The 25,914-nt window shown below is 70.2% G+C and carries 22 protein-coding genes and 1 pseudogene; 11 read left to right on the top strand and 12 right to left on the bottom strand.

The window, feature by feature from the left end:
• Positions 1 to 25 precede the first annotated feature (25 nt).
• Complete coding sequence (locus AB0L75_RS30335) at positions 26 to 694, top strand: DUF1707 domain-containing protein (protein WP_365187189.1); 669 nt, start codon at positions 26 to 28, stop codon at positions 692 to 694.
• A 24-nt stretch (positions 695 to 718) separates the two neighbouring features.
• Here the strand turns inward: AB0L75_RS30335 and AB0L75_RS30330 are convergent, their stop codons facing one another.
• Entirely contained in the window at positions 719 to 1,108 is a 390-nt protein-coding gene (locus AB0L75_RS30330) for a LuxR C-terminal-related transcriptional regulator (protein ID WP_365187186.1), read from the bottom strand.
• A gap of 161 nt (positions 1,109 to 1,269) precedes the next feature.
• Here AB0L75_RS30330 and AB0L75_RS30325 point away from each other — a divergent pair, with 161 nt between their 5' ends.
• The gene (locus AB0L75_RS30325) at positions 1,270 to 1,443 is read left to right on the top strand and encodes a hypothetical protein (protein WP_365187184.1); all 174 of its coding nucleotides are present in this window, start codon (positions 1,270 to 1,272) and stop codon (positions 1,441 to 1,443) included.
• A gap of 204 nt (positions 1,444 to 1,647) precedes the next feature.
• Here the strand turns inward: AB0L75_RS30325 and AB0L75_RS30320 are convergent, their stop codons facing one another.
• Positions 1,648 to 2,250, bottom strand: coding sequence for a TetR/AcrR family transcriptional regulator (locus tag AB0L75_RS30320; protein WP_365187182.1), 603 nt, complete (start codon positions 2,248 to 2,250; stop codon positions 1,648 to 1,650).
• 16 nt (positions 2,251 to 2,266) lie between these two features.
• On the opposite strand from AB0L75_RS30320, the gene AB0L75_RS30315 reads away from it, so the two are divergent.
• The 3 genes from AB0L75_RS30315 to AB0L75_RS30305 all read left to right on the top strand — a co-directional run bounded on the left by AB0L75_RS30315 (position 2,267) and on the right by AB0L75_RS30305 (position 6,264).
• Entirely contained in the window at positions 2,267 to 3,754 is a 1,488-nt protein-coding gene (locus AB0L75_RS30315; protein WP_365187181.1) for an MFS transporter, read from the top strand.
• 140 nt (positions 3,755 to 3,894) lie between these two features.
• Positions 3,895 to 4,131 carry a GMC oxidoreductase gene (locus AB0L75_RS30310; protein ID WP_365187179.1) on the top strand — a complete coding sequence of 79 codons (237 nt, stop codon included), beginning with the start codon at positions 3,895 to 3,897 and terminating at the stop codon, positions 4,129 to 4,131.
• Between the two features lie 144 nt (positions 4,132 to 4,275).
• A complete protein-coding gene (locus tag AB0L75_RS30305; RefSeq protein ID WP_365187176.1) occupies positions 4,276 to 6,264 on the top strand; it encodes an FAD-dependent oxidoreductase in 1,989 nt (662 codons plus the stop codon).
• Positions 6,265 to 6,424: 160 nt separating this feature from the next.
• On the opposite strand, the gene AB0L75_RS30300 is transcribed toward AB0L75_RS30305, so the two are convergent.
• Both AB0L75_RS30300 and AB0L75_RS30295 read right to left on the bottom strand, forming a co-directional pair.
• Positions 6,425 to 7,093: a histone deacetylase gene (locus AB0L75_RS30300; protein ID WP_365187174.1), complete on the bottom strand. Its 669-nt coding sequence runs from the start codon at positions 7,091 to 7,093 to the stop codon at positions 6,425 to 6,427.
• A 66-nt stretch (positions 7,094 to 7,159) separates the two neighbouring features.
• The gene (locus AB0L75_RS30295; protein ID WP_365187171.1) at positions 7,160 to 8,044 is read right to left on the bottom strand and encodes a hypothetical protein; all 885 of its coding nucleotides are present in this window, start codon (positions 8,042 to 8,044) and stop codon (positions 7,160 to 7,162) included.
• Positions 8,045 to 8,183: 139 nt separating this feature from the next.
• Here AB0L75_RS30295 and AB0L75_RS30290 point away from each other — a divergent pair, with 139 nt between their 5' ends.
• Positions 8,184 to 10,016: a trypsin-like serine protease gene (locus AB0L75_RS30290; RefSeq protein ID WP_365187168.1), complete on the top strand. Its 1,833-nt coding sequence runs from the start codon at positions 8,184 to 8,186 to the stop codon at positions 10,014 to 10,016.
• A gap of 71 nt (positions 10,017 to 10,087) precedes the next feature.
• Here the strand turns inward: AB0L75_RS30290 and AB0L75_RS30285 are convergent, their stop codons facing one another.
• The 3 genes from AB0L75_RS30285 to AB0L75_RS30275 form a co-directional block, all read right to left on the bottom strand.
• Complete coding sequence (locus AB0L75_RS30285) at positions 10,088 to 10,396, bottom strand: VCBS repeat-containing protein (RefSeq protein ID WP_365187166.1); 309 nt, start codon at positions 10,394 to 10,396, stop codon at positions 10,088 to 10,090.
• Positions 10,393 to 12,324 (bottom strand): VCBS repeat-containing protein, encoded by a 1,932-nt coding sequence (locus AB0L75_RS30280; protein ID WP_365187164.1) that lies wholly within the window; start codon positions 12,322 to 12,324, stop codon positions 10,393 to 10,395. Before AB0L75_RS30280 ends, AB0L75_RS30285 begins: the two co-directional genes overlap by 4 nt.
• Before the next feature lie 124 nt (positions 12,325 to 12,448).
• The gene (locus tag AB0L75_RS30275) at positions 12,449 to 14,353 is read right to left on the bottom strand and encodes a glycosyltransferase family 39 protein (protein WP_365187162.1); all 1,905 of its coding nucleotides are present in this window, start codon (positions 14,351 to 14,353) and stop codon (positions 12,449 to 12,451) included.
• A gap of 307 nt (positions 14,354 to 14,660) precedes the next feature.
• Between AB0L75_RS30275 and AB0L75_RS30270 the strand changes: the two genes are divergently transcribed.
• On the top strand, positions 14,661 to 15,971 hold the full coding sequence (locus tag AB0L75_RS30270) for a phosphatase PAP2 family protein (protein WP_365187363.1): 1,311 nt from the start codon (positions 14,661 to 14,663) through the stop codon (positions 15,969 to 15,971).
• A gap of 7 nt (positions 15,972 to 15,978) precedes the next feature.
• Here the strand turns inward: AB0L75_RS30270 and AB0L75_RS30265 are convergent, their stop codons facing one another.
• Positions 15,979 to 16,839: a hypothetical protein gene (locus AB0L75_RS30265; protein ID WP_365187160.1), complete on the bottom strand. Its 861-nt coding sequence runs from the start codon at positions 16,837 to 16,839 to the stop codon at positions 15,979 to 15,981.
• A 200-nt stretch (positions 16,840 to 17,039) separates the two neighbouring features.
• Between AB0L75_RS30265 and AB0L75_RS30260 the strand changes: the two genes are divergently transcribed.
• Complete coding sequence (locus tag AB0L75_RS30260; protein ID WP_365187158.1) at positions 17,040 to 18,245, top strand: MFS transporter; 1,206 nt, start codon at positions 17,040 to 17,042, stop codon at positions 18,243 to 18,245.
• Positions 18,246 to 18,287: 42 nt separating this feature from the next.
• Here AB0L75_RS30260 and AB0L75_RS30255 read toward each other — a convergent pair whose 3' ends face one another.
• Positions 18,288 to 19,265, bottom strand: a complete 978-nt coding sequence (locus AB0L75_RS30255; RefSeq protein WP_365187155.1) for an Lrp/AsnC ligand binding domain-containing protein — start codon at positions 19,263 to 19,265, stop codon at positions 18,288 to 18,290.
• 152 nt (positions 19,266 to 19,417) lie between these two features.
• On the opposite strand from AB0L75_RS30255, the gene AB0L75_RS30250 reads away from it, so the two are divergent.
• Complete coding sequence (locus tag AB0L75_RS30250) at positions 19,418 to 20,212, top strand: SAM-dependent methyltransferase (protein WP_365187152.1); 795 nt, start codon at positions 19,418 to 19,420, stop codon at positions 20,210 to 20,212.
• Positions 20,213 to 20,698: 486 nt separating this feature from the next.
• Here the strand turns inward: AB0L75_RS30250 and AB0L75_RS30245 are convergent, their stop codons facing one another.
• On the bottom strand, positions 20,699 to 21,430 hold the full coding sequence (locus tag AB0L75_RS30245; RefSeq protein WP_365187149.1) for a hypothetical protein: 732 nt from the start codon (positions 21,428 to 21,430) through the stop codon (positions 20,699 to 20,701).
• A 121-nt stretch (positions 21,431 to 21,551) separates the two neighbouring features.
• Between AB0L75_RS30245 and AB0L75_RS30240 the strand changes: the two genes are divergently transcribed.
• Positions 21,552 to 22,502, top strand: a complete 951-nt coding sequence (locus AB0L75_RS30240; protein ID WP_365187147.1) for a zinc-binding dehydrogenase — start codon at positions 21,552 to 21,554, stop codon at positions 22,500 to 22,502.
• 124 nt (positions 22,503 to 22,626) lie between these two features.
• Here the strand turns inward: AB0L75_RS30240 and AB0L75_RS30235 are convergent, their stop codons facing one another.
• Positions 22,627 to 22,962 carry a hypothetical protein gene (locus AB0L75_RS30235; RefSeq protein WP_365187144.1) on the bottom strand — a complete coding sequence of 112 codons (336 nt, stop codon included), beginning with the start codon at positions 22,960 to 22,962 and terminating at the stop codon, positions 22,627 to 22,629.
• On the opposite strand from AB0L75_RS30235, the pseudogene AB0L75_RS30230 reads away from it, so the two are divergent.
• Positions 22,952 to 23,880, top strand: a pseudogene (locus tag AB0L75_RS30230) (2-hydroxyacid dehydrogenase); the annotation flags it as partial. The gene AB0L75_RS30235 and the pseudogene AB0L75_RS30230 sit on opposite strands and share 11 nt — an antisense overlap.
• Positions 23,881 to 24,016: 136 nt before the next feature.
• On the opposite strand, the gene AB0L75_RS30225 reads toward AB0L75_RS30230, so the two are convergent.
• Complete coding sequence (locus tag AB0L75_RS30225) at positions 24,017 to 25,729, bottom strand: MFS transporter (RefSeq protein WP_365187143.1); 1,713 nt, start codon at positions 25,727 to 25,729, stop codon at positions 24,017 to 24,019.
• Positions 25,730 to 25,914 lie beyond the last annotated feature (185 nt).

Genomic DNA, 25,914 nt, shown 5'->3' with positions numbered 1-25,914 from the left:
GGGAAACCTCGTTAGGCTGCAAGGTATGCCAAATGAGAGCGAATCCAAGGCCCTTGACTTACGCAAGAGCGAGTCCAAGGCCCTTGACTTACGCGAGAGCGAGCCCAGGCCCGTTGACCTCCGGGCCTCCCACGATGACCGCGAGCGGGTCATCGAGATCCTGCGGACGGCCGCGGGTGACGGCAGGATCGACCTGGACGAACTCGACGAGCGGCTGGAGATCGCCTTCGGCGCCCGGACGATGGGTGAGCTGGCTGTGCTGGTCGCGGACCTGCCCCAGACCGCCGCGGTCCCTGCGGTGCGGACTGCCGAGGCACCGGCGCTGCGGACCGCCGGGGCACCGGCGACGGGCGACGTGGTCCGGATCGAGTACGAACACGGGAGCCCCGAGCGGGTGGGCCCCTGGCGCGCCGCCTCCCGTATCGAGGTGACGGGTGAACACGGCACCTGCACACTCGACTTCCGCCAGGCCGTGCTGCCGGGCAGCGACATCGTCATCGACGTCGATCTGCGCCACGGCACACTGCAGCTGATCGTGCCGCCCGGGACCGTCGTCGAACCGAGCGACCTGGACTGCGAGCACTCCGAGTTCGATGACCGTCGCGCCCGCCAGGCACACGCCGGAGCCCTGCGGCTGGTGGTCACCGGCCTGCTGGCGCACAGCCGAGTGCGCGTGAAGCGCGCGTCGCAGTGACGGGGAGCGGCCGGGCCGCAGGTCTCAGGAACCCAGTCGCGGCAGAGACGCGGAGGGCGTCTCGGCGATGGGGGGAAGGGAATGGATCGACAGCGCCGCCGGCAGGTCCTTGCGGCCCCGGACGTTGAGCTTGCGGTAGACACGGGTGAGGTGCCGCTCCACCGTGCTGAGGGTGACGTAGAGCGTGCGGCCGATCTCGCGGTTGTTGTGGCCCAGCGCGGCCGGCGCCGCCACTCGCTGCTCCGCCTCGCTCAGCAGCCCCGTTCCCGCTGGTTGGTCCTTGGCACCCTCGGCGTTGCCCAGCCCGCGGCGCGGCGTGTGCACCCATACGTCCGCCTGACAGGCTTCGGCCTCCTGGTTCGCGCGGTGCGCCATCATCTCGGCGCGACCGAACTGGCCCAGCTGACGGTGCACTTCACTCAGATCGGCCAGCGCACGCGCCAGCTCGAAGCGATCGCCGGAGGCCTGGAGCTGGTTGATCGCCTCCCGCAGGATGGGTGAGCGCTCCCGCAGGGTGCTGCAGGCGGCGATGATGCGCAGCGAGAGCCCGCAGACGCGGTAGCCGGAGCCGCCGGGTGGTGCATCTGCTCGGTCGCCAGCTCGTGGGCGGTCTTCTTGCGCCCGATCCGCAGATGCACATCGTTCGGCCCGTAGGAATCGTGCTGCTGGAGACCTACCAGACCGAAGGCGGCGGCCGGGCCGGGATCGCGGACGAACTGGTATGCGTCCCAGACGCTGCGGAGTGTTGACGCCAATCACTTCAGCATGCTGGAGGACAAGGCGGAGGACACCGCGCGGATCATCGAGGAGTGGATCGGCGCGGAGGGCCTGTAAGCGGAGGGACTGCGGAGGGCCTGTAAGACGGAGAGCCTGGAAGGACGTGCGGTGAAAAGGGCCGCCGAGGCCGCCGCCGGCTAGTGCCTGCGGTGCCCTCGGCGGCCCTTTGGCCGAGGTCAGGTGGCGGACTGTGCTTCCGGCTCCGCGGTGCGCTGCCAATCCATGATGGTCCGCATGGCGAGAGCCAGGTCGCTGCCGCTGGGTGCGCGTTCCGGGTCGACCAGCCACTGGGCCATGATGCCGGTGGCCAGGGCCTGGTAGAACGAGCCCACGGCGAGCAGTGCTTGCTCGTCGGTGTTCTCGCCGGCCGTGCCCCGGAACATCTGGGCCATGCCCTCGCGCCCTTGCTGGATGCCGTCGGCCAGGGCATCGCGTACCGACGGCACACGGCCGATCTGCGCGAAGACTTCGAAACTGGCCAGCCACAGCTGCTTGTTGGTCGCGAACTGCTCGATGAGGCGGGTCCACATCGCCTCGAACTGGTCCATGGGGGCCGCGTCGCTTCCCGCCGTCATCGCGTCGGCCAGCTGACTCGCGGAGTCGCTGACGGCATCGATGAGCGCCTTGTTGAGCAGCGCTTCCTTGGATCCGTAGTGGTAGCCGATGGATGCCAGATTCGTGCCCGAGGCCGCCACGATGTCGCGCGTGGTCGTCCGGGCGTAACCCTTCTCGATCAGGCAGCGCTTCGCGCCGACGAGTAGATCTTCACGGTGTCCCATACCGCAAACCTAGCGTATGTATGAGACGGACGTATTACACGGGCGACTTGTACGAGCGTATGGAACGGTCGTATGGTTCCGGCATGGCAGAAACGCACGCGTTAGGCAAACGCAAGGCGTCGATGGCTCTGGCCGCCCTCACCCTGCCGCCGTTCGTGGTCTCGATGGACCTGACTGTTCCGTCGTCTTCGGCTTCGCCTCGGTCGGTGCCGGTCTGTCCACCAGCCCGGCGATGCTCATCAGCTTCCGGGCGATCCAAGGGCTGGCAGCGGCAACGCTCATGCCCTCGGCTCTGGCCCTGATCCGCCACATCTATCCCGATGAGCGCGAGCGCCGCTCCTCGATCGCGATCTGGTCCATGGGCGTGGCGGCGGGCACGGGCCTCGGCCCGGTCATCAGTGGCGCGCTGCTCAACAACTTCTGGTGGGGCTCGATCTTCCTGATCAATGTCCCGGTCATCGTCATCATGCTGATCACGCTCCCCACCGTGGTCCCCGAGTGCCGGCTGCCCAAGGAGCAGATCGCAAGGTTCGACCTGCTGAGCGCGGTGCTCTCGCTCGCCTCCGTGCTCGCCACGATCTGGGGTGTCAAGGAGGCCGCGATCAACGGCCTCAGCCGCTGTCCGGCGGCCGGCATCGTCATCGGGCTGTTGCTCGGCGCCGTCTTCGTGGTCCGTCAGAAGCGGATGAACGACCCGATGATCGACCCGAGGCTGTTCCGCCACCGAGGCTTCAGTCCGGTCATCGGCCTGACGTTCGTCGCGTTCCTGTGCACCATCGGCTTCGGCCTCTACAGCACGCAATACCTCCTGATCGTACTGAACATGAAGCCCCTGACCGCCGGGCTGTGGATGCTGGTCACTCCGGTGGCCGCCGGCGTCCTGGCGCCCGTCGCGGCCACCGTCGTCAACAAGGTCCGCCCCGCCTACGTCATCGCCGGTGGCTTCCTGGTCACCGCGGTCGGCTTCGTCGCCATGACCCAGCTGACCACGGACCGGAATCTGCCGCTCGTCATCGGTGGCATCGCCGCGATCGGTGCAGGCTCGTCCGCGATCCTCGTGATCATGACCGACCTGGTCGTCACCGTGGCACCCGCGGAACGGACCGGCTCCGTCGCCGCTCTCCAGAAGACCTTCCAGGAATTCGGCGGAGCCGTCGGCATCGCGATCTTCGGAAGCATCGGCGCGGCAGTGTTCACCCACAAGCTCGACGACGCCCTGCCGCCCAAGCTCAGCGCGGCCCTGCCGTCACCCGTCCACGAAACTGTGGGCGCTGCGACGGAGGCCGCACCGCACCTGCAGCCCGCCCAGGCGGCACAACTGCTCGACGCCGCCAGGGAAGCGTTCACCTCCTCGCTCAACACCAGCGCGTTGGTGGGCGCGGGAGTGGCCGCACTTGCCGCTCTCTCCTCCGTGTTCAGCCTCCGGCACATCTCGTACAGCGCGCAGCCCGCGGACAGCGCCGGCGACACATCTCGTGGCGCGCCGGTCGCCGGCTCCCTCTGATTCCTCTCCCGTACGTCCTCCGACGCCGTGACGATCACCGTCACGGTGTCAGATCTTCATGTGCCCGTCCGGCCACACCCCCGCGCATCGACCACGGCTACCTCGGCACCCCGGACGACCGCCGCGGGCTGCGCGAGGCCGTGCGCGTCACCGCCGGCCTCCTCGGCACCGCCCACCACACCTGCGGTACCGCTCCGATGGGCCCCGCCGACGACCCCGGTCGCTCGGCGGTCGACCAGGTCGGCCGCGTCCACGGTGTGCGCGGTCTGCGTGTCGCGGACACCTCGATCCTCCCGGACGCGCCCCACCGCGGCCCCGCGGCGACCGCCGTCCTCATCGGCGGACTCGTCGCCCACGCGATCCGGCAAGACCTCTGACCGCCAATTTCCTTTTGGCGAAAGGCTGTTGGCGGGACGCCTGGACTTGTATCCCTGGGAGTGGTTTACCGTCCCGGTCCGTGGGAAGCCACTGGCTCCACGGCGCTCGTATGTCAAGTGTGATCAGCGATGCAATCACACGACATGAACACCTCGGACCTGACCACTGCGACCACGCAGACCACGGACGCATCAAGCGACCCTGGTTCGCGGGGCACGCGACCCTCGCGGCGTGCCGTCATCACGGCGACGGGAGCCTCCGCGCTCGCTGCCGGACTCACCACCGCCTCCGCCGCACCCGCGAGTGCGCTGAGCCCCGCCCTCGCACCCCTGACGGTGCCGCCCGGCACCGATCCCGCGGCGTACACCACGGTCGCCCGCGCCATCGCCGTCTACGACGAGCACGACAGACCCCTCGTACCGGCCTACCTGAAGGCGATCGAGAACGGCCTGCCCGCCAGCCGGGCGAAGGTGACGAAGCGGGTCCTGATCGTCGGTGCCGGACCCGCCGGCCTGCTCGCCGCCGGCCTCCTGAAGCGGGCAGGCCACGACGTCGTCGTGATCGAGGCCAACGGCAACCGCGTCGGCGGCCGTATCAAGACATTCCGCAAGGGTGGCCATGAGAACGGGGAGCAGCCCTTCGCCGACCCCAGGCAGTACGCCGAGGCGGGGGCCATGCGGCTGCCCGAGAGCCACTCCCTCCTCATGGCACTGATCAAGAAGCTCGGTCTCCCGCTCCAGGAGTTCTACCTGGTGGACGTAGAGGTCGAGGACCCGTCGAAGAAGGCCAACCGCGCCTGGATCCACGTCAACGGCATTCCCATGCGCCGGGCCGACTACGAGAAGAACCCCGAGAAGATCAACGACACCTTCGGGGTCACGGGCCCCAACCGCACGAAGACCGCCTCCGCCATCCTCGCGGCCGCGCTGGAGCCCGCGCACCAGCTCATCCGGGGCAAGGAGGGCACAGCCCTCGTCGACGGATGGGCCGAGGTCCTCAGGAGGTACGGCCACTGGTCCATGTACCGGTATCTCACCGAGGTCGCCGGACTCGACACCAGGACCATCGACCTCGTGGGCACCATCCAGAATCTGACGTCACGGCTGCACCTCTCCTTCACGCACAGCTTCCTGTCCGCCGCGCTGATCGACCCCAAGACCAGGTTCTGGGAGATCAAGGGCGGCACCGCGCTGCTCGCCGACGCGCTGTACGCGCCGGTGAAGGGCAAGGTGCGGCTCGACAGGCGCGCCGTACGCATCGAACAACGCTCCGGCAGAGTCAGGGTGCACACCGTTTCCGAGGACTGCCAGACCGGCAACGGCGGGGTCACGGAGGTCTTCGAGGGCGACGAGGCCATCATCACCGTGCCCTTCTCCGGACTGCGCCATGTCGCCTTCGACCCGCCGCTCACCTACGGCAAGCGCCGGGCCATCACGGAACTGCACTACGACGCCGCGACCAAGGTGCTGCTGGAATTCTCCCAGCGGTGGTGGGAGTTCACCGAGGCACAGTGGAAGGAGGCGCTGAACTCCATCGAGGACAACCTCTACGACGCCTACAGGACGGGCCGGGTCAAGGACGGCAGACACCTCGGCGCGCACAGGTCCGTGAAGGACCTGGGGGTGACCGTCCCCGACGAACTCAAGAAGTGCTTCACCGCCTTCCGCCCCGTCGGCGGCGACCCCGAAGCGGCCCATATCCGCGGCGGCGGCAGCGTGAGCGACAACGCCAACCGCTTCATGTACTTCGAGCACGCCCATCCTAGGGAGGGCAGCGACGGAGGCATCATGCTCGCCTCCTACAGCTGGTCCGACGACGCGCTGAAGTGGGACGCCTTTGCCGACGACGAGCGGTACCTTCGCGCGCTCGCCGGAGTGCAGGCGGTCTTCGGCCGCCGGTGCGAGGTCTTCTTCACCAACAAGTGCAAGACCCAGTCGTGGATGCGGGACCACTACGCCTACGGGGAGGCCTCCGTCCTCTTCCCCGGTCAGCACACGGAACTGTTCCCCGACGTCCCCACCTCCGAGGGGCCGCTGCACTTCGCGGGAGACCACACGTCCATCAAGCCCGCCTGGATCGAAGGTGCACTGGAGTCCGCGGTCCGGACGGCCCTGAAGGTCCACACAGGCTGACGCCTGCTCCCGCTGACTATCGCCGCGGACTCATGCCAAGAGCCCGGGCGATCCAGCCCTGACGGCACCGGAGCCTGCCTGCGCTCCGGTGCCGTCGGATCCGGGATCAGGTGCCGTCAGCCGGGCGTGCGGATCACATGTCCGCGCCGAGCAGGCCAGTTCACATGTCCGCGCCGAGCAGGCCGGTGATGTCCCGCGCCGACCAGTGGCCGGCCGCGCCGGGGCACGCGGCCACATAGGTCGCGACCGCTTCCACATCCCAGGCGCCGGCCGACAGCAGCCCTACGGAGAGGAAACGCACATACGCGGATGAAGGCGCGACCCACTGGACGTCGTTCATCGCCCATGGGGCGGTGAAGGTCAGGACGGGCAGGCCGTCGACCTGCCCCGCACACACCAGGGTTTCATAGCGGCCCTCGCCCAGGACGGCACGGCCGCTGGACAGGACGTCCGCAAGGTCCAGGAGGCCGCCCGGCTCCCTGTACATCTCCTGCGCCGCGATGTCGGAGAACTGATCGCCCGTCACCAGATGTGCCCGCGCCATCACACGTCCGTCGACATGCGGATCGTAGAAGGCCCGGCCTCCTCCCCACACAGGTGACTGGGTCGCGAAGTACATGGCGCCCGTCATCTCCACAGGGATCGACCGGGCCGGCATGCTCCGGTCCCGGCACCCCGGAAACCGCATCCCCGCACCGAGGGGCCGACCCCCCTGGATGTAGGCGGCCAGTCGGTCCAGGTGCATGTTGGAGCCGTAGGAGGTGTACCAGACCTGCTCGGGGTGGTTGTCGCTCGGCAATGTCGGGTCGATGCTGGGTAGCGCCTTCACGCTTGACAGTGTGTCCGGTGCGGAGCCGATGCCACGGCAGACACCCGTCGGCGCGGACCCGGACGCTCAGGCGGAGTCGGTGCGACGGGAGCGGGCCCGCAGAACAAGTGTCGTTCCCACCGCGGCGGCGAGGAACAGCCCGCCCGCGATCCAGGCCACCGTGCCCATGCGGGACGACCCGGTCGGGTGCGCTGCCGCCTGCTGGGTGGCGCAGGTGCTCCCGTGCGTCGCGGGGGAGACGCGCAGGCGGGCCCACGGCCGGTCCGGGCCGTCCTGGCCGGACTCGTGCCGGTAGACGACGTAGAGGCCGGGCGCGGCACCGCACTTGAGGGTGGTGGTCGCGGACAGGACGGCTTTGGCGCCGCGCAGGACGGGCCGGTCGGTGAACGCGCGGGAGGTGAGGGTGATGTCCCCGTCCGCTCCCTCGTCGTCGTTGTCCGTGATCGTGATGTGGCTGCCGGCCCGGAAGGTCCGCACATCCCACTCCGACTGGGGCCAGGTGTCGTCCCGGGCCCAGCGTTCCTCCGGACTGGGCGGGGAGAGCTTCTTCACCTTGTCACGGCAGGTACTGCGCGCTGCCTCGTCGGCCGGTTCGACCCGTACCCGCGCCCAGTGGAACGGATGCTCCTCCGGGCCCACGTCTCCGGCGCGCTTCAGCACGACCTGATAGGTGCCCGGCCGGGCGTCGCAGGCGATGGTGACGGTGGTGGTCAGCAGCGGATCCATCATGCGCAGCCTGCCCGCCGCGAGGAACGCGGACGAGCTGACGGTGTCGGCGTACTGGGCCTGGCCTTGCTTGGCATCGACCGTCACGGTGTCGCCGGGCCGCACCGACCGGACACTTCCGAGCGGAAGCGATGACGCGGACTGCGACGCCGAGGCCGGGCCGGCTGCCAGAAGGGGCAGCAGGAGCGGAAGCGCCGCCCACGCGGCCTTGCGGAGTCGGTCCATCGCCTCGCCTGTCTCTTATTGACGTTGTGTCGGTAATTACTCATCGGTATGCTACGCACTTTGCGCCGAACTGACATGCGATTCCGGGACGTCGACACCGCTCGCCGTTCGGCCCCTTACAAGAGGGAAAGGTGCCTCGTTGCGTTCCAGACACAGGTGGATTCCGCCCCTCGCGCTCGGACTGAGCGCGGGCCTTCTCGGCACCGGGCCGGCATCGGCCGCGACCGGCAGCCCGAGCCCCTCTCCGGCGCCGTCGGGCGGGCCGAGCCTGAGCGAGGAGACGAAGTACTGGACAGCGGACCTCATGGACAAGGCGGTACCGGTCGACGCCGGCGCGGGCCCGGCGCACGCCTCACCGCACGGCATCGCCGGACCGGGCTCGAGCCACGGCCTGGCGCCGTCCGGCACACCCGATCCCGAGCACTTCGCCGGCCACCCGACGGTGGGCACCTTCTTCTTCGACGGCAGGCCGCTCGGCGGCCCGAGCACATTCTGCACGGGCAGCGTCGTGCACACCGCCGCCAAGGACATCGTGCTGACCGCCGGACACTGCGGGCTGGGCCTGGCGAAGGCCACCCACCGGATCTTCGTGCCCCAGTACCGCAGCGGCAAGTCCGCCGCCGAGCAGCCGTACGGCGTCTTCCCGGTCAACCAGCTGTACATCGACCCGCGCTACGAGTCGAACACCAAGAAGCCCACCTCCGACCTCGACCTGGCCTTCGCCCAGGTCGGTGCCAGCAGCCGGGGCAAGGTGGAGGATGTCACGGGAGCCCTGACGTTCACGCCGACCAGCGGCTACAACCACAAGGTCACCGTCATCGGGTATCCGGGCTCCGGCACTGTCAACCCCCAGCACACCCCCGTCCGTTGCCCCGTCACCACCGCACAGCTGCCAGGCTTCCGGCAGATGCGGATGACCTGCAAGGGCTTCTACGGCGGCGTCTCCGGTGGCCCCTGGATCGAGGACTACAACCCCACCACCGGCACCGGCAAGGTCATCGGCAACACAGGCGGGTACAACGGCGGCGGCAACGACGCCAACGTCGACTGGGTGACCTACGCGCCGCTCTACGGCAAGGACGCCCAGGACCTGTTCAACGACGCCGCCGCCCATCGCGTGGTGGGCGCCAGGACGCCGTACCAGCCGTCGGGGGACCCCTGGCTGCCCGGCCCGGCCGCCACGTGGCAGCATGCGAGGCTGATGGCCTCGGGTGACTTCCGGCAGACCGGCCACAGCGACCTGATCGTGGTCTGGACCGACGGCGAGGTCACGCTCTACCCCGGCAACGGGCACGGCGGCTACGGCGCCGAGCGGCAGCTTGTGGCCGCCAACAACACCTGGAAGAGCGCGGCGACCATCACCGCGGGCGACTTCACCGGCTCCGGCCAGTTCGACCTGCTGGTCCGCTGGTCCGACGGCGAGGTCACCCTCTACGGCGACGTGGGCTCCAAGGGGCTGAACCGGGCGGGCACCCAGATGATCAAGCCCAACGCGACCTGGAAGAACGCGACCCAGATCGTGGCCGGCCGCTTCGCCTCCTCGCAGTACGTCACCGACCTGATAGTGCGCTGGTCCGACGGCGAACTGACCCTCTACACCAACGTCGGTGCCGGCACCTTCGGCCAGGAGCACAAGCTCAAGGACCCCAACAGCACCTGGAAGAGCGCCACGCTGCTCACCAGCGGCGAGTACTCCGGCAACCAGAAGTGGGACCTCATGGTCCGCTGGACCGACGGCGAGCTGGACAACTACGCCGGCACCGGCACCTCGGGCCTGGGCACCCAGCAGCGTCTGCAGAACCCCAACCAGCTCTGGACCCACGACGCGGCCATGACGACCGGCGAGTTCACCGGAAACGGCCGAACCGACGACCTCGTCATCCGCTGGTCGGACGGCGAGACCACCATGTACACCGACACAGCCGCCAACCGGCTGGGCACGGAGCGCACGCTCGTCGCTTCGACGTCCTGACCCGGCGGCACCGCCCGGCCCGGCCACGCACACCTGTGGCCGGCCCGGGCGCCGTAGAAGCGTGCCGCCGGTTACGAAAGGGTGCGGCCGGTCCAGCCCGAGCCGACGCGGACCCGGCTGCCGAAAGTGCCGTGGCCGGTGCCCGGGTTGAGCCAGGCCAGGCCGTCGGAGTCGACCGAGAGCAGGTCGGCCTTGCCGTCACCGTTCAGGTCGCCGGCGCCGAGCACCTGGCGGTAGCTCTTGCCCCAGTCGCGGAGGACCAGCACACGGTCGGCGAGCTTGCCGGTGCCGGTGCCGTTGTAGCGCCACAGCTCGCCGGAGCCGTCGAGGGCCAGCACGTCTCCACGTCCGTCGCCGTCGAGGTCCCCGGCGCCGATCACCCGGGTGTACCCTTCCAGCCGGAGCGGATCTTGAGGCGCGGGGCGAAACCGGCGCTGCCGTTGCCCGCGTACAGGTAGATGTCACCGGTCGCGGCGGAGCGGGCCAGCAGGTCGGCACGGCCGTCGCCGGTCAGGTCGCCGGGGGTGGTGAGAACGTCGTAGCCGCGCCAGTCGGAACCGGTCTTCCGGTACGGGGACTTCGGCGCGGGCAGCCGGCCCGCCGGGGCCTCGTACATACGCGCCTCGCCCGTGGGCAGCACGGCGAGGACGTCGTTGAGGCGGTCCCCGTTCAGGTCGCCGAAGCCGGTGAACCGGGTGCCGGCGGGCCAGTCGGCGGTGACCGCGCCGCTGTGCACGGAGCCCGCGCGAGGTGGCCCGCGCCCTCGCCTTCGTACCGGGTCAGGGTGGTGCCAGTCAGCGCGAGCACATCGGCGCGGAGGTCGTCGCCGTAGTCGCGGGCGCGGGGGAGCGGGCGGCTGGTGCCGGAGACGGTGTACAGCGGGCCGCCGAGGGCGGAGCTGTCGTACCAGAGCGCGGTGGGGCGGGTGCCCGCGACCGTGAGGGCGCCGCCCACGGTCCGGTTGCCGGTGGCGGTGGCCAGGGTCTTCGGGGCCGACCAGCCGCCACGGGTGCGGAATGCGGAGACGAACCGGTACGAGCCGTTGCCGATGGACACGGCCCAGGCCGCGTGCACGGTGCCGTCGGCGGCCATGCCGGAGCTGACGGACCAGTGGGCGGAGCCGAAGGGACGGCGGTCGTCGGCCTGTTCGACGGCTCCCCAGATGCCGGTGCGGGCCGAGCGGGTGGTGGAGACCACCGCCTTGTCGGGCGCTGTCGACGAGGGTGACGTCGCCGGTCGGGGCGGTCAGCGGGCGGGGCAGGGCGCGGGGGGCGTACCAGCCGGTGAGCGGGGTCTGCTCGGGGGCGCTCCACGCCGCACCGGGGGCGCTCTTGCGGGCGAAGCGGACGGGTCCGTTGCCGGCGCTCGCCCACAGGAGGGTGAGCCCGCCGGCCGGGTCGGCGTCGAGGCGGAGGGCGCCGGGCCGGGTGCCGGCGAACGGGGTCAGGTCCTCGGCCGCGCCCCACGTGGTCGCGCCGGCCTCGCGCTCCATGATCCGGGAGTGGTACGAGACCTCGGCCCCGGTCGCACGGGCGAAGCCGCCGTCACGGAAGGCGTCGTCGAGATTCCATGCGATGGCCGCGTTGCCCGCCTTGTCGACGGCGGCGTGCAGCCCGGTCAGGGTCCACTCGCCGGCCTCGGTCCCGCTCTTGACGGTGTCGAACACGGCGGGTTCGGACCAGGCCTCGCCGGGGGCCGGCCGCTCGGTCATGCGCAGCTCACGGCCGCCCACGACGGGGCTCGCCCAGACGGCGGTGAGGCGGCCGGTGGCGCTGCCGAAGACCACGGGAGGGCAGTCCATCCACTCGGTGGTGGCGACCGTGGTCGGGTCGGACCAGCGGGTGGCGCCGGGGGCCAGGGTGGCGGCCTTCAGGAGGATCTTGCCCCCGGGGACACGTTCGCGCCAGTAGGCGAGGAAGGAGCCGTCGGCCTGCGGGGCGAGGGTGCTGGCGTCGAGGAGGTAGTCGGCGGCCGTGGACAGCGTCCGGGGCGCGGCCCACGTGGTGCTGCCCGCCGGGCGGACCTGGACGGTGAGCCGGCGGACCTCCACCGACTGCGTGGGGTCCTGCGGCTGGTCGCGCAGGGCGGTGAGGGCGCCGTCGGCGCGGGCCTGCAGGTCCAGGACGCGGTGCCGGGCGGTGGGGGCCAGCTCGGTGGCGGCGGCCCAGACACCGGGCTGCACCGGGTCGGTGGCCACCGTGACCCCGGCCGTGGTGCCCACGGCCGGTGCGGCAGCCGCCTGCGCGGACAGCGCCCCCACCAGGCTTCCGCTCAGCACGAGCGCGAACGTGCCCCTGATGACATGCATGATCCGGTCCCCCAGGCGCCAGACTCCGTGATCAAAATGTGTGGATCTTGTATGGCCGGTGTGACAGTGCCGCGTCCTGATGTCCGGCCAGTGAAGGCGCAGGTGCTGCCGGGGAGTCGCGGCCTCAGTGCTGTCGGCCGCAGTCGTAGAGGCTGAAGCTGCCCCTGGTGCGCCAGCCGTAGGCCCGTGAGTGGATGCGGGTGCAATGGGACTTCACCCAGGTCGTGGCGGGGGTGGCGGCTCGCAGGGGAGTGAGCAGTGCGTAGCGGAGCTGGTGAGTGGCGACCAGGGTGCTGAGTTGCCCTTTCGTGGGGAAGGGGGTCTTGCCGGTGAACCCGCCCATGACGAGCATCGGCTGGGACTGCGCGCGCAGCAGACGTTCCGCGGGGTAGGCGGCCTGGGTGGCCAGCAGGTACTTCTCGCCGTGGCGGTGCCTGGTGAGGTAGTCGAGCAGGGCGGTGTCGCGGGTGCTGGGGTCGTCGAGCCCTACCCGGCGGAGCGCGGATCGGTGGTGGACGGCGTTGCGGTAGGCCTTGCCGACCGGTCCGGCCGTCGGCGAGGTGGAGGCGCCGGCGTAGAGCGGGTCGAGGCCGGCGGCGGCCCAGCCCGCCGGTACGAGCAGCATGGCCGCGATCCCGGCGGCCAACGCGCCCTGGACCGTCCCCCGCGACGCGCCGGACCCGCTGATCCACAGGCCCAGCGCGCCGCATATCGCGAGGATCACGGCGAGTACCAGCAGCCAGGAGGCGAACCAGGTCGGCCGGTCGAGCAACAGGGCCCAGACCACCGTCAGCAGGACGGCCGACGGCAGCAGCACACGCCGCTGACCACCTGCCTCGTACGCGGACCGGAAGAGGGCGAGCCCGCCGCCGGCGAGCGCGGCGATCGCCGGTGCGAGCACGGCCGTGTAGTAGGGGTGATTGCCGTTGGAGACGCTGAACACCACGGCATGGATGGCCAGCCAACCGCCCCAGAGGAGGAAACCGGCACGCAGCAGGTCGGTGCGCGGTGCGCGGGCGCACCACACCAGGCCCAGTACGGCGGCGAGCACCGCGAGCGGCAGGAACCAGGCGATCTGCGGGCCGACGGTGTGGTTGACCAGCATTCCCCAGCCGGTGTTCCCGGAGGTCCGGCTGGCGGCGGTCCCCGAAACGGCACCGAAGGCGGTGTCATCGTCGCCGAAGCGGCTCAGGCCGTTGTAGCCGAAGACCAGGCTGAAGGGGTTGTTGTTGGACGTGCCGTCGACATACGGGCGGTCCCCCGCGGGCGTCGCCCAGGCGATCAGCACCCAGCAGCAGGAGACCGCCAGCGCGACCGCACCGCCCAGCAGGACGCGCAGAGCCCGCTTCAACGGCGCGCCGGGCGCGGCGAGTTGATAGACGAGGGCGAAGACCGGCAGCACCAGCCATGCTTGCAGCATCTTCGTCTGGAAGGCGAGCCCGACCCAGACGCCACAGGTGAGCAGCGGCAGCAGCCGCTCGGTGCGCAGCGCTTTCTGCAGGGCTCCGGCGGCCGCCACCAGGAGCAGGGTGAGCGCGGTGTCCGGGATGGTGGCACGGTTGAGCACCACGGTGACCGGGGTGAGGGTGAGGGTGAGCGCGGCGATCAGCGCGGCGAACGGCCCGGCCCAGGCCCGCACGATCCGGTGCAGCAGCCATACGGTGAGCACGCCCTCGACGACCTGCGGCAGTGCGGCCGCCCAGGTGTGCGGGCCGAAGATCGAGACGGAGACGGCGTCGGGCCAGAAGGCGCCGGGCAGCTTGTCGAGGGTGATCGAACCGCTGGTGTCGAGACCGCCGAAGAAGAAGGCCCGCCAACTCGTGGCCATCGACCGTATCGCCGCGCTGTAGTAGGGGTGGATCGCGGCGTGCCCGATGCCCCAGCCGTACAGCACCGCGGCGAGGACCAGCACCGCGACCAGCGCCGGGCGCTCCCAGCGCGCCGGAGCTTCCGGCCGGCCTTCGCGGCGGTTCGACGCCCGGCGGCGGCCGTGGCTGCCGGTGGTCTGGGCGGTGGGGATGGTGGCCATGGCGAAGGTCCTCGGATCAAAGGTCAGGCGGAGCGGCGGGCTACCGGCGGTAGATCCTCTCTGCAACGGGCGTTGAGCGCTCGAACGTTCGATAAGCGCACACCTTAACCGCATGACGGAAGCAGGACGAATCCACTCGTGCCGCTCCGATAGCATGATCGAACCTACGAAGAGCACCCCCATCGGCCGCCCTGCACCGGAAAGCCATTTCATCCGGCACGAAGAGCGGCATATTCAACTAAACATCAACAAATCGGCCAGAGAATTGATACGTAGACCAACACGGGTATTTTCCCAACCGCGGGCGATGCTGTGGATCACGGCGGGTGTGGTGATCCTCGGATTCCTCATCACGCTGGAGATCGCCGCGCGTCGCTACGGCCTGCCCGGGCCGATCACCAACCAGATGAAAGAGGTGATATTCCCGCCCAAGTCAGGCTTCCTGCTGTACGCCAGCATGGCCCTGATGATGGTGGTGCTCACCTGGCGAGAACGCCTCATCGCGGCCGGCACCGCGATCGGCATCGACATCGTCATCTTCCTGGTGCGGTGGGTGCTCGACATCAAGGTGACCGGCGGCCACCCCTTCGGCAACGGCGCGTTGTGGGTGATTCTGGGCTGCGCGGTCATCGCTGTCACGCGCCGCACGGGCCGGGAACGCGCCCTGCTGCTGAAGGGCGTGGGCCTCGGCCTGCTGCTGGTGGCCGGCCGTAAGACCGGCGACACCTGGCTGCTCATCACGTCGAAGACACGCCCGGCGGTGCTCGACCAGTACGTGGCGACCGCCGATCACGCGCTGGGCAACCCGTCATGGCTGGCAGGCCGGATCGTCGAGGCCACCGGCCCGGTTGGTGCCCATGTTCTCGACTTCGTCTACGTCCAGCTCGCGGTGGCCGCGGTCGTCGTCGCGCTGTACCAGCTGCGCAACGTGGCGGTCGAGCGCCGCTTCCCGCGCCATCATCTGGTGCGCACGTTTCTGGCGATCGGCCTCGTCGGGCCGGGCATCTACATGATCTTCCCGGTGGTCGGGCCGATCTTCGCCTACGGCACCGGCGCCTTCGGTACCGGCGGCGGGCACTGGCCGGTGGCGGACCTGTGGCCGCACACGCCGCCGCCGATCCACCCCCCGCACCAGATGCTCTTCGACGAGGTCACCCCACGCAACTGCATGCCCAGCCTGCACACGGCGTGGGCCACCACGATCTTCATTCACTCCCGCAAGGGCCCACGGGCTCTGCGATTCGCAGGTGTGTTCTGGCTGGTGGCCACGCTCGGCGCAACGCTGGGATTCGGCTACCACTACGGCGCGGATCTCGTGGCCGGCGTGGTGTTCACGCTCACGATCGAGGCTGCTCTGCGCTCGCTCGCACGCGGCTGGGACCGGTCAGGAGCCCGGCTGGTCGCCTACGGCGCAACGGTCTTCGCCGCGCTCCTGGTGTCGTACCGCTATCTGCCGATGCAGATGGCCCAGCATCCGTGGGTGTTCGGACCACTGCTCATTCTGGCGATGGTCTCCGTGGTCTACGGCTACGTACGGACCACCAGGCAGTGGGAACCGAAGGCCGCACCAGCTCGGCAACCGGAACCGCAACCCGAACCCGTTCGAGCGGTCGGCTGACCGTGCGTCAGCTGCGGACCGGCTCGCTCCGGGGGGCTCGGTCGCGCAGGACGAGCAGCGTCCAGCCGCGGTCCGCTGGATCGAGTGGTCTGGTCGCGGCGGTGAACAGTTCCGCGGCCCGGCGGTAGGAGAGCCGTCCTCGGCCGGTCACCGGGCAGCGGTCGGCTGCCGGTGTGGTGGCGGGGGCCCGTCGGTCGGTGACGAACACCGGCCCCGCGGTGCGCCCGGCCAGCAGCATGGGCAGCAGGCGTGCCGTACCCGGTCCCCAGCTCAGGGGTGCCACCGCGCGCTCCCTGGTACGTCGACCGGGAAGGTCGAGCTGGTCGATGTCGAGGGCGAGCACCTGTTCGACAGGGGCTCTCGACTCGTGGAGCAGATGCCAGAGAGCCAACTCCCTCAGCGGAGCCCGCAAGGCGAGGGCGGCGCGAGCCCGATCGGGGGCCGCGGCCGTCGCCCCCGCAGTCGTGGAAGCACCGGAGGAGACCGGCACCGGTCCGGGGCGCGGCGTCGGCGGTGCCAGTCCGGTGGCCGGGTCCACGGTGATCCAGCCTTGTGCCAGCCACCATGCCGTGGCGGCTCGAAGGCAGGCCAGTTCGCGGGTCAGTGTGCGTGGTCGCGCGGTGGCGGCGCGATCGGCCAGTCCCCGCCGCAGCCGCTTCGGGGCGCTCGGGTCGTCGAGCAGGGCGAGAGGAACGAGGGGCGGGCGGGCACCCCTGCGCTCACGACCGGTCGGGGTCCGGCGGTCGACCAGCGGCCAGGCCCACCCCTGAAGCGAGATGCGGTAGACGCGCCGGGAGGCGCTGCCGAGACCGGCCGCGGCGAGATAGCAGTCGACGGCCGCGCTGTACTCCACCGGCGCCTGGCTCATGCCGGCCATCCGCAGTAAATGAAACCCACCAGGCCTCCCCCTGTTATTCCGTAACGGAGCCTATCACCAGGCGTGTTGCAGTAAATGCGTGCCATTTACTGCGTCAATCGACCGGGAAGTAAATGTGCTCGTAAAAGACTCAGGTTTCTTTCCCGGAAGCGCTTGCAGGAAATAGGTTTCCGGCGGAACAGTGCGGACTCATGACTCACCGTCTGCGCGCGCTGCGCCACCCCCGATTCCGCCGCTTCCTCATCGGCCAGAGCACGTCGCTGCTCGGCTCGGGGATGAACACCATCGGCACGACCTTCGCCGTGCTGCAGCTGCCCGGCGGAGGGGTCGACGCCGTGGGTGTGGTGATGGCGGCGCGGATCCTGGCGGTGCTGGCGGTGCTGCTGCTCGGCGGAGTTCTCACCGATCGGCTCGGGGCCCGTGCGGTCATGGTGACGGCGGATGTGTTCCGGTTCGCCTCCCAGGGCGTGCTGGCCGTGCTGCTCCTCACCCATGGCGCGCGGATCTGGGAAGTGGCCGCCCTCGCGGTGGTCCTCGGTATCGGTGAGGGAGGGTTCAGCCCGGGCCTGACGGCTCTGGTGCCGGGCCTCGTGCCCGCGGATGAGCTTGCGGACGCCAACTCGCTGCTGCAGATCGCCCAGGCCGCGGCCTCGGTCGCGGGGCCAGGTCTGGCCGGTCTGCTCATCGCGGTTGCCGATGCGGGCACGGTGGTCGCGGCCGACGCGGTCAGCTACGGCGTGAGCGTCCTGGCCCTGGCCGGGCTGCCCCTGTCGCAGTCGGCCGCGCCCCGCCGAGGGTTGCTCACCGAGCTGGGACGCGGCTGGAAGGAGTTCACCTCCCGCACCTGGCTGTGGGTCACGACCCTCCACATCAGCCTGTTCAACTTCGTCCTCTGGGCGCCGTTCCTGGTGCTGGGGCCGACGCTCGCCCAGCAGCGGCTCGGCGGCGCGCGGGCCTGGGGGCTGGTGCTGGCCCTGTACGGCATCGGCTCCATCATCGGCGGCCTGGCGCTGCTCGGCAGGAACCCCAGCCGGGCACTCGCCTGGTCCATCGCCGCATCCGCGGGCTGGGCCATACCGGCGGCCGCGCTGGCCGCGCGGTTGCCGCTGCCCTGGGTGGCAGCTGCCGCACTCCTCGCGGGAGGCGGGGCAGCGGTGTGCGGCACCCTCTCGACGACCGTCATCCAGCGCGAGGTCCCCGCCGAGGTCCGCGGACGCATCAGCGCGTTCGACGGCCTGGGCGCCTTCGCCCTGGGGCCCCTCGGACTGGCGCTGGCCGGACCGGCGTCGGGCGCCGTAGGCGCAGAACGGCTTCTGGGGCTCGGAGTGCTGTGGCAGCTGACCGCGGTCGGGGTGGTTCTGGCGTTGCCGTCCGTACGCCGGCACGGCGCAGGCTGACAGGTGAGCCGAGTGCGGCGTCGCAGCGTCGGCAGGGTCGGCTCAGAGGCTGCCCGGGCGGACCAGGCCGGTCCGTTTGACGCCGGTCAGGATGGGGGTGACCTCGATGGTGGAGATGTGTGAGAGGGCGCCGACGGTGTCGCTCAGAAAGTGGTAGAGCGCGTCGAGGTCGGCTGCGGCGACGGCCACGAGGAGGTTGGCCGGTCCGGTGGTGGCGGAGGCGAAGCGGACCTGCGGGTGGCGGCTGAGCCGCTGCCCCGTCTCCTCCAGGCCGCCGGGCGCGACGGTGATCCACAGGAGCGCCTCGGTACGGATGCCCAGCCGGGCGAGGTCGACTTCGGTGGCGAGCCGGAGAACCTGGCCGCCCACCAGAGCCTCCAGTCGGCGGTGGGCGGTGAGGGGCGTGGTGTCGGCGCGGCGGGCCAGGTCGGTGTAGGAGGCTCGTCCGTCCTCGGTCAGCGCGGCGATCAGCTGGTGGTCGACCGGCAGGAGGGCGGAGCGGGCGGGTGCGGCGGATGTGTCCGGCCGCAGGCCGGTCAGCTCGGCTTCCGACAGAAGGCCGCCGCTCCAGTCGAAGGCGGCGGGGAAGACCCGCAGAAGGACATGAGAGGTCCACGACTGCACCGCGGGTGTGGCGGGAAGATCGCGCAGCAGCAGCGTGTTGCGTGCGTCCGGCCCGTCCAGGAAGAGGATGGTGCAGATTTCGTCGCCGCCGCCCAGGACGTCCACCCAGATGGTGTCAGGGCGGCGGGCCAGGGTGGCGGCGATGGCGCTGATCCGGTTGGGCCGGCACCGGATGCGCAGGGCCAGCGGAATGAGATCGGGGAACCACACGGGGTTGCGTACGGCTGTGGCACGCAGCGTCCCGTCGTGGAACAGCGGTGCCGTACGACGCACCACGGTGCGCTCCGAGATGCCCAGGACGCGGCCGGCCGTGCGCCATGAGGCGCGCGGGGAGGCCAGCATCGCGGCGGCGATCCGGCTGTCCGTTCCGTTCAGGACATGGCTTGCTTTCTCCATGCAACTGGATCGTATGTCCGTGTCGCCGGTCGGTGAGCCGCGCTTCGCGCCGCCGCAGTTCTTCACCCCGGTGCCGCCCCTCGGACACACCTTCGTAACCGCCGCCCTGCGTCTAGGTTGGGGGTGACCTCACACCAACTCGGGGAGCAGTCATGCCACTTGAGCGCCCGTGCATCAACAGTAACGTGCCGCACTCCGCCCGTATCTGGAACTACTGGCTGGGCGGCAAGGACTACTACGAGATCGATCGGCAGGTCGGTGACCAGATCGCCGAGGCCAATCCGGCGATTCTCGACATCGCCCGGGCACAGCGGGCCTTTCTCGTCCGCGCGGTCACCTGCCTCGTCCGCGAGGCCGGCGTCCGCCAGTTCCTGGACGTCGGCACCGGCCTGCCCACCGCCGACAACACCCACGAGGTCGCCCAGCGCCTGGCTCCCGAGTCACGGATCGTGTACGTCGACCACGATCCGGTCGTGCTGGTCCATGCCGAGGCTCTGCTCACCAGCTCGCCCGAGGGCGCGACGGACTACGTCGACGCCGACCTGCGCGAGCCTGAGGCGATCCTGGAGCAGGCCGCCAGGACACTGGACTTCACCCGGCCGATCGGGCTGATCCTGTTGGGGATCACCGCACACGTCACGGATGACTCCGCCTACGACATCGTCGGCCGCTTGGTGGCGGCGCTGCCCTCCGGCAGCCACCTCGTACTCTGCGACGACACCGAGGTGTTCGACCCCGAGAAGATGCGCGAGATGATCGAGCAGTGGAACGAGGCGAGCGACAATCCCCGCGTGAACCGCGGCCCGGAACAGCTCGCCCGGTTCTTCGACGGCTTGGACCTGCTGGAGCCCGGTCTTGTACCCGTCTCCCGCTGGCGTCCCGCGCGGACCGGTGCCGAGGCGCCCGCCGACGTGGACGACTTCGGCGGCGTCGCGATCAAGCCGTAGCACACATGTGGCCGAGTACGTCGCGGACGTGGCGGGGCCCGGGAGTCGTATCCAGCTCCCGGGCCCCTGGGGATGCCACCCAATTGCGCACGCCGGCGGCGTTTAAGAGGACGGATCAGTCATCATGCCGTCGTGTTCTTCCTTTGAACTACCGCACCAGGCGAGAGGTGCAGGCGAGATTCGAACTCGCATCCGACGGCGTTCGTCCGGCCTCGGTCGATCCGGCGATCGGCGGCGATGCTGAGACTGGAGCGAGAGTCTGAGATTGATCGCGGCTGCCTCTGCCATGTTGGGCTACCCCGGCCCGTTGCGGATGGTGCTGTGCCGGGGGAAGGACTCGAACCTTCACTGTCACCGTGACTTCAGGCTGAACTTCAGTGTCAGCTTGCGCTCATCGCGCGCACCGGTCCTCAATCCGGTCCGCGCCTGTCGCGCACCCCCGCGCTCGCACGCGGGGGCGATCATGGATGCTACCCGTGGCCGGCGTCAGCCGAGCAGGTAGCCGAAGACCGCGTCGCCGATCCGCTGGTCGGTGACCTCGGCGCCGTTGGCCTCCTCGCGGGCGAACTTCACCGCCTGCTGGAGCTTCTCGACCCGCTCCACCAGCTCGTTCACCCGCCGCGCCGGGAGCGCTCCGGAGAACTTCACGGTCGTCCAGTACCCGATGGGCACGTCCTCGTAGTACACCTCGACCTGCGCCGGGTGCTTGTCGGTCGCCTCCGCCTTGACGTGGTTGCGCGGGACCTTCTTGGTGCGGATCGTGCGCACCGGGTCCGTCTTCCACCAGTCCGTGGAGGGGTCGGGCGACCAGGACTCGGCGGCGTCGAGAGTCGGGAGCTTCCTGACGAACGTGTGCAGGTCGGTGAGCTGCTTCTCCAGGAAGAGGAGGTAACTGACCGGGACATCGGTGACGATCGTCCGGCCGTCGACCGTGACGTCCGCGCGGGCCGCGCAGTTCGCCCAGTCCTTGGTCGCGGTCACGTCGAAGAGCCGGGTGAGCGACGCGGACATCTCCCGCAGCACGTCCTCGGCCTGCACCTGCACCCGCGTGGACTCGGGCGGCAGCTGCTCGCCCTCCTCGTCCTTCGGCTGGTACGTACGCGAGATACCGGCCAGCAGTGCCGGCTTCTGCACCTTGTGGTGCGCCGCGGTGATGTCCTGGAGCGACTTGCTCTTGACACCCTTCTCGACAGCGATGATCTGGTTCAGTTTCGCCACTTCGGGTCCCCCTTCGAACAGGCAGGAACCTATCGCACCGGCTCGAACACCCGCACTCCCTTTATCGCCCTGTCCTAGTCTGTCGTGCGTACACATCCGGCCCGCGTCGATTAGGAGTGCTGTGCGCGCCATTGTCATGAGGGAGTTCGGCGGCCCCGAGGTCCTGCGGCTGGAAGACGTTCCCGAGCCCGAACTCGCGCGCGGGCAACAGCTGTTGGACGTGCGGCTCGCGGGCGTCAACTACGCGGACGTCCATGTGCGGGGAAACACCTACCTCGCGCCGGTCGAGCTGCCGTACATACCCGGCAACGAGGTCGTCGGCACCACGGCGGACGGCAGGCGCGTGGTGGCGCTCACCCAGGGCGGCGGGTACGCGGAGAAGGCGGCCGTTCACCGCAGGCTGCAGTGGGAGATCCCCGACGAGGTCAGCGACGAACAGGCCGTCCCGCTGGCCCTGCAGGGAAACAGCGCGTACCACCTCCTCTTCACGGTCGCCCTCGTCACCAAGGGCCAGACCGTCGTCATCCCTGCCGCGGCCGGCGGCCTCGGTTCGCTGGCCGTCCAGCTGGCGCACCGGGCAGGTGCCCGGGTCATCGCTCTCGCCGGCACGGCCGAGAAGCGCCGGCTGGCCCTGGAGCTGGGGGCGGCGGCCGCCGTCGACTCCTCCGACGAGGACGGCCTGACGGAGCGGATCCTCGATGCGGCGGGAGGACCTGTACACGCCGCGTTGGAGATGACCGGCGGCACAACCCTGCGGCGGACCCTCGACGCCATCGGCCCGCGCGGCAGGCTGGTCGTGTACGGCTACGCCGGCGGGCAGCTCGCCGACGTCCCCGTGCACACGCTGCTCCAGAAGTCCGTCACTGTCGCCGGTTTCTGGCTGCCGCACCTGTACTCCGACCGGACGCTCCCGCTGACGGCGTCCATGCGGCACCTCTTCGACGCCGTCGCCGACGGCACGCTCAGGATCGTGACCGGCGGGATCCACCCGCTTGCCGACGCGGCGAAGGTCCATGAGGTGCTCAAGAGCCGTACCGGCACGGGCAAGTTCAGCCTGGATCCCGCCATGTGATCGTCCTGTCCCTCCACGAGGCTTCACCTCTGACGTGCGTGGAGGGACGCCCGTCACACCTTTCCGGCGCTGCTCGGCACCGGTACGACGGAGGCGCCGGTCGAGGTGGCCGGTGCGGGCAGGGTCAGGGAGAGGGGCATCCCGGCGCTCGCCAGATACCGGTAAAGATCCACATCACGCCCTGGACGCCGAGGGGGCCGAGGAAGACGGCGACCACGGTCGGCCCGACGAACGTGCTGGCGCCCGCGCCGAGATCGAGCGCCGACATCGCCTGGCCCTTGTGCTCCGGTGCCAGCGAGGGCATCAGCGCGGACAGCGGCACATAGCCGGCGAGCGTCGCGCCGAAGAGGCTCACCAGCACCATGGCCAGGGCGAAGTCGTCGCCGGCGGCCACTGTGCCGTAGTGGAGCAGCAGCGTGGTGACCGCGCAGTCCACCCCGCCGAACCACGTCCGCAGCATGCAACTCCCTTGGCCACACACCCCGTTCGGCAAGGTCGCCGAGGCGGACGAGGCGTCCGGAACCGAGGAGGAGCTGATCGAGGCGCTGCGGGGCGTACGGGTCTGCGTCACCCAGATGGCGCCGCTCACCGCACGGGTGCTGGCCGCCTGTCCCGATCTGGAGCTGTTCTGCGTCAGCCGGGGCGGGCCCGTCAACACCAACCTGGAGGCCGCGACCCGGCACGGCGTCGCCGTCTGCTACGCCCCGGGCCGCAACGCCGTGGCCACGGCCGAGCACCCCCTCGCCCTCATCCTCGCCGCCGCCTGCGGGATCGGCGACGTCCACACCGACCTCAGACAGGGCACCTGGCGCGGCGACTACTACGACTACGTCCGTTGCGGTGTCGAGATCGACGGCTCGGTCGTGGGCCTGATCGGCTTCGGAGCCATCGGATCACGCGTCGCCCGCGTGCTGGGCGCCATGGGGGCGACGGTCCTCGTCCGTGACCCCTATGTGCGTCCGGAGGCGGTGCAGGGGTCGCACAACTGGTGTCCCTGGACGAGTTGTTGAGCCGCTCAAGGATCGTCTCGCTGCACGCGCGGGTGACGGACGAGACCCGCGGAATGATCGGACAGGCCCAGATCGAGGCCATGCCGCGAGGTTCCGTCCTCGTCAACTGCGCCCGCAGCGCCCTGGTCGACTACGGGGCGGTGTGCGACGCGCTCGACTCGGGCCGGCTGGCAGCCGCCGGATTCGACGTCTTTCCCCTCGAACCGGTACCGGCCGGCTCGCGCCTGCTGTCCACCCCGGGTGTCGTCCTCACCCCGCACATCGCCGGGGCGAGCCGCGAGGTCGCCCACAGGGCCGCCCGGATCGTCGCCGCCGAGGTCGGCCGCTTCCTCCGCGGCGAGCCGCTGGCCCACTGCGCCAACCCCGAGGCCAGGAAGAGCCGACCTTTCGCACGGCCTGCCATAAGCCACCTCGGGCGACTGCGACCGGCGGAAGCGGGGCGGCCGGGCAGCCGCTCCTCAGCGGTGCCCGGCCGCCCCGTTCACCGATACCGGTGCGGTCGGCTCAGTGTCCTGCGGATCCTTCGGGGCGCGCGTGGCGCGGCAGGAGGAACGCGAGCAGGAAGGTCAGGGCGAGCATGCCGTCGACGATCCACAGCACCGTGCGCATGACGGAGCCGAAGCCGCTCCGGAAGGCCGATGACGCCGTGGCCTGCAGCGCGGCGGGTATCCGTGCGCCGGCCTGAGGCGAGGTGACGGCGGACCGGGTGTCCTTCTCCAGGCGGGCGCAGGACGCCGGGGTCGCGGCGGGGTCCTTGGCGACGGCGCGGTCCGAGGCGCACCTACGCAGGTCCGCCACGATGCGTTCCCGGGCGTCGGGCGCGACGTGCGCGGTGGTCAACTGCCCCCGCAGACCGTCCGCGTGGTGGTCGACGGCGGTGGCGATCCCGCCGCCCAGCAGACCGAAGAACACGGTGCCGAGCAGTGCCACGCCGAACGCGCCGCCGAGCTGCTGAACGGCGGTCATCGTGCCGGACGCCGAGCCCGTCTCGTGCTGCTCGACGCTGGCGAGCACGATGTCGAAGAACGGTGCCATCAGCAGGCCCATTCCGATGCCGGTGACGAGCAGGGACGGCACGAGCTGCCAGGGGCCGACACCGCTCCCCACCAGGTCCAGGGTCAGCCACACACCGAACACGCCGACCGCCATGACGAGCGCGCCCGCCTGCAGGACGGCACGCCCGAACCGGGCGACACCCTGAGCGATGCCGAAGCCGACGATCATGCCGCCCGACCAGGGCACCATCACCAGGCCCGCCCTGAGCGGCGAATAGCCGAGGCCGATCTGGGTGTAGAGGTTGAAGACCAGCATGAAGCCCTGCATGGTCGAGAAGAAGACCAGCCCGAGGGTCATGCCGCCGCTGAATCCCCGCTTGCGGAAGAGGCTCGGGACGACCAGCGGGTCCCGGCCGGCCTTGCTGCGGCGCGACTCGTACGTGCCGAAGGCGACGAAGACGATCACCGAGGCGGCCATCATCAGGAACGTCCACACGGGCCAGTCGTACTCACGGCCCTGGACCAGCGGGAAGATGATGAGCAGCGCGGCCAGCGAGACCATGAGCATGCCGGGGATGTCCAGGCGCGGCCTGGTGCCGGACCTGCCCCTCGGCAGATAGCGCAGGGCACCGAGGAACGCCGCGGTACCCAGCGGCAGATTGATCAGGAAGATCATCCGCCAGCCGGTGCCGAAGTAGTCGGCGTCCACGAGCCAGCCCGCGAGGATCGGCCCGCACACCGCGGACAGGCCCATCACCGGGCCGAACATGCCGAAGGCCTTCTGCGACTCCTTCGGCGGGAACATCTCCTTGATCATGCCGAGGCCCTGCGGCAGCATCACCGCGCCGAACAGCCCCTGTACGACGCGTGCGGCGATCAGTATCCCGGGCGAGACGGACAGTGCGCACAGCAGCGAACCCAGGGTGAAGCCGGCGGCCCCCACCAGGAACATGCGGCGGCGCCCGTGAATGTCCCCGAGCCGTCCTCCGGTGACGAGCCCGACGGCCATCGAGAGGGTGTACGCGGCGGCGAGCCACTGCAGGGTGGAGGCACCGCCGCCGAGGTCGGCCCGCATGGAGGGGCCGGCGATGTTGGTGACGACGGCGTCGAGGAGATCCATCACCTCGGCCGCCAGGATCACGAAGAGCGCAGCCCAGCGCCACCGGTAGGGCGCTGGCGAATCGGTGGACGCCTCGGCGGGCGCGACACCGGTGGTGGACATCGGAACTCCCTGGGACGGATGGATGCTGGCGAAACAGCTGGCGAATCAGCTGGAGAACACTGTTCACTGTACCGAACAGTGCTCACCAACAGAACGCTGTTCATTAAGATATAGCGCAAAGCTCCGCCCGGGACAAGATATATCGCGTCTATCGTGTGTGCGACCTGTTGAGGCGGGAGGCGCGA

The sequence above is a fragment of the Streptomyces sp. NPDC052101 genome (assembly GCF_040680235.1).
Classification (GTDB): domain Bacteria; phylum Actinomycetota; class Actinomycetes; order Streptomycetales; family Streptomycetaceae; genus Streptomyces.
The sequence above is the reverse complement of the archived record's forward strand: the minus strand, read 5'-3'. Positions and strand labels throughout refer to the sequence as shown.

Bases quoted from the DNA above. Each gene is read 5' to 3' on its own strand.
- AB0L75_RS30335 (WP_365187189.1), top strand. From the start codon at position 26: ATGCCAAATGAGAGCGAATCCAAGGCCCTTGACTTACGCAAGAGCGAG.
- AB0L75_RS30320 (WP_365187182.1), bottom strand. From the start codon at position 2,250: ATGGGACACCGTGAAGATCTACTCGTCGGCGCGAAGCGCTGCCTGATC.
- AB0L75_RS30315 (WP_365187181.1), top strand. From the start codon at position 2,267: ATGTATGAGACGGACGTATTACACGGGCGACTTGTACGAGCGTATGGA.
- AB0L75_RS30305 (WP_365187176.1), top strand. From the start codon at position 4,276: ATGAACACCTCGGACCTGACCACTGCGACCACGCAGACCACGGACGCA.
- AB0L75_RS30295 (WP_365187171.1), bottom strand. From the start codon at position 8,044: ATGGACCGACTCCGCAAGGCCGCGTGGGCGGCGCTTCCGCTCCTGCTG.
- AB0L75_RS30280 (WP_365187164.1), bottom strand. From the start codon at position 12,324: ATGCATGTCATCAGGGGCACGTTCGCGCTCGTGCTGAGCGGAAGCCTG.
- AB0L75_RS30275 (WP_365187162.1), bottom strand. From the start codon at position 14,353: ATGGCCACCATCCCCACCGCCCAGACCACCGGCAGCCACGGCCGCCGC.
- AB0L75_RS30270 (WP_365187363.1), top strand. From the start codon at position 14,661: ATGCTGTGGATCACGGCGGGTGTGGTGATCCTCGGATTCCTCATCACG.
- AB0L75_RS30265 (WP_365187160.1), bottom strand. From the start codon at position 16,839: ATGAGCCAGGCGCCGGTGGAGTACAGCGCGGCCGTCGACTGCTATCTC.
- AB0L75_RS30260 (WP_365187158.1), top strand. From the start codon at position 17,040: ATGACTCACCGTCTGCGCGCGCTGCGCCACCCCCGATTCCGCCGCTTC.
- AB0L75_RS30255 (WP_365187155.1), bottom strand. From the start codon at position 19,265: ATGGAGAAAGCAAGCCATGTCCTGAACGGAACGGACAGCCGGATCGCC.
- AB0L75_RS30250 (WP_365187152.1), top strand. From the start codon at position 19,418: ATGCCACTTGAGCGCCCGTGCATCAACAGTAACGTGCCGCACTCCGCC.
- AB0L75_RS30235 (WP_365187144.1), bottom strand. From the start codon at position 22,962: ATGCTGCGGACGTGGTTCGGCGGGGTGGACTGCGCGGTCACCACGCTG.
- AB0L75_RS30225 (WP_365187143.1), bottom strand. From the start codon at position 25,729: ATGTCCACCACCGGTGTCGCGCCCGCCGAGGCGTCCACCGATTCGCCA.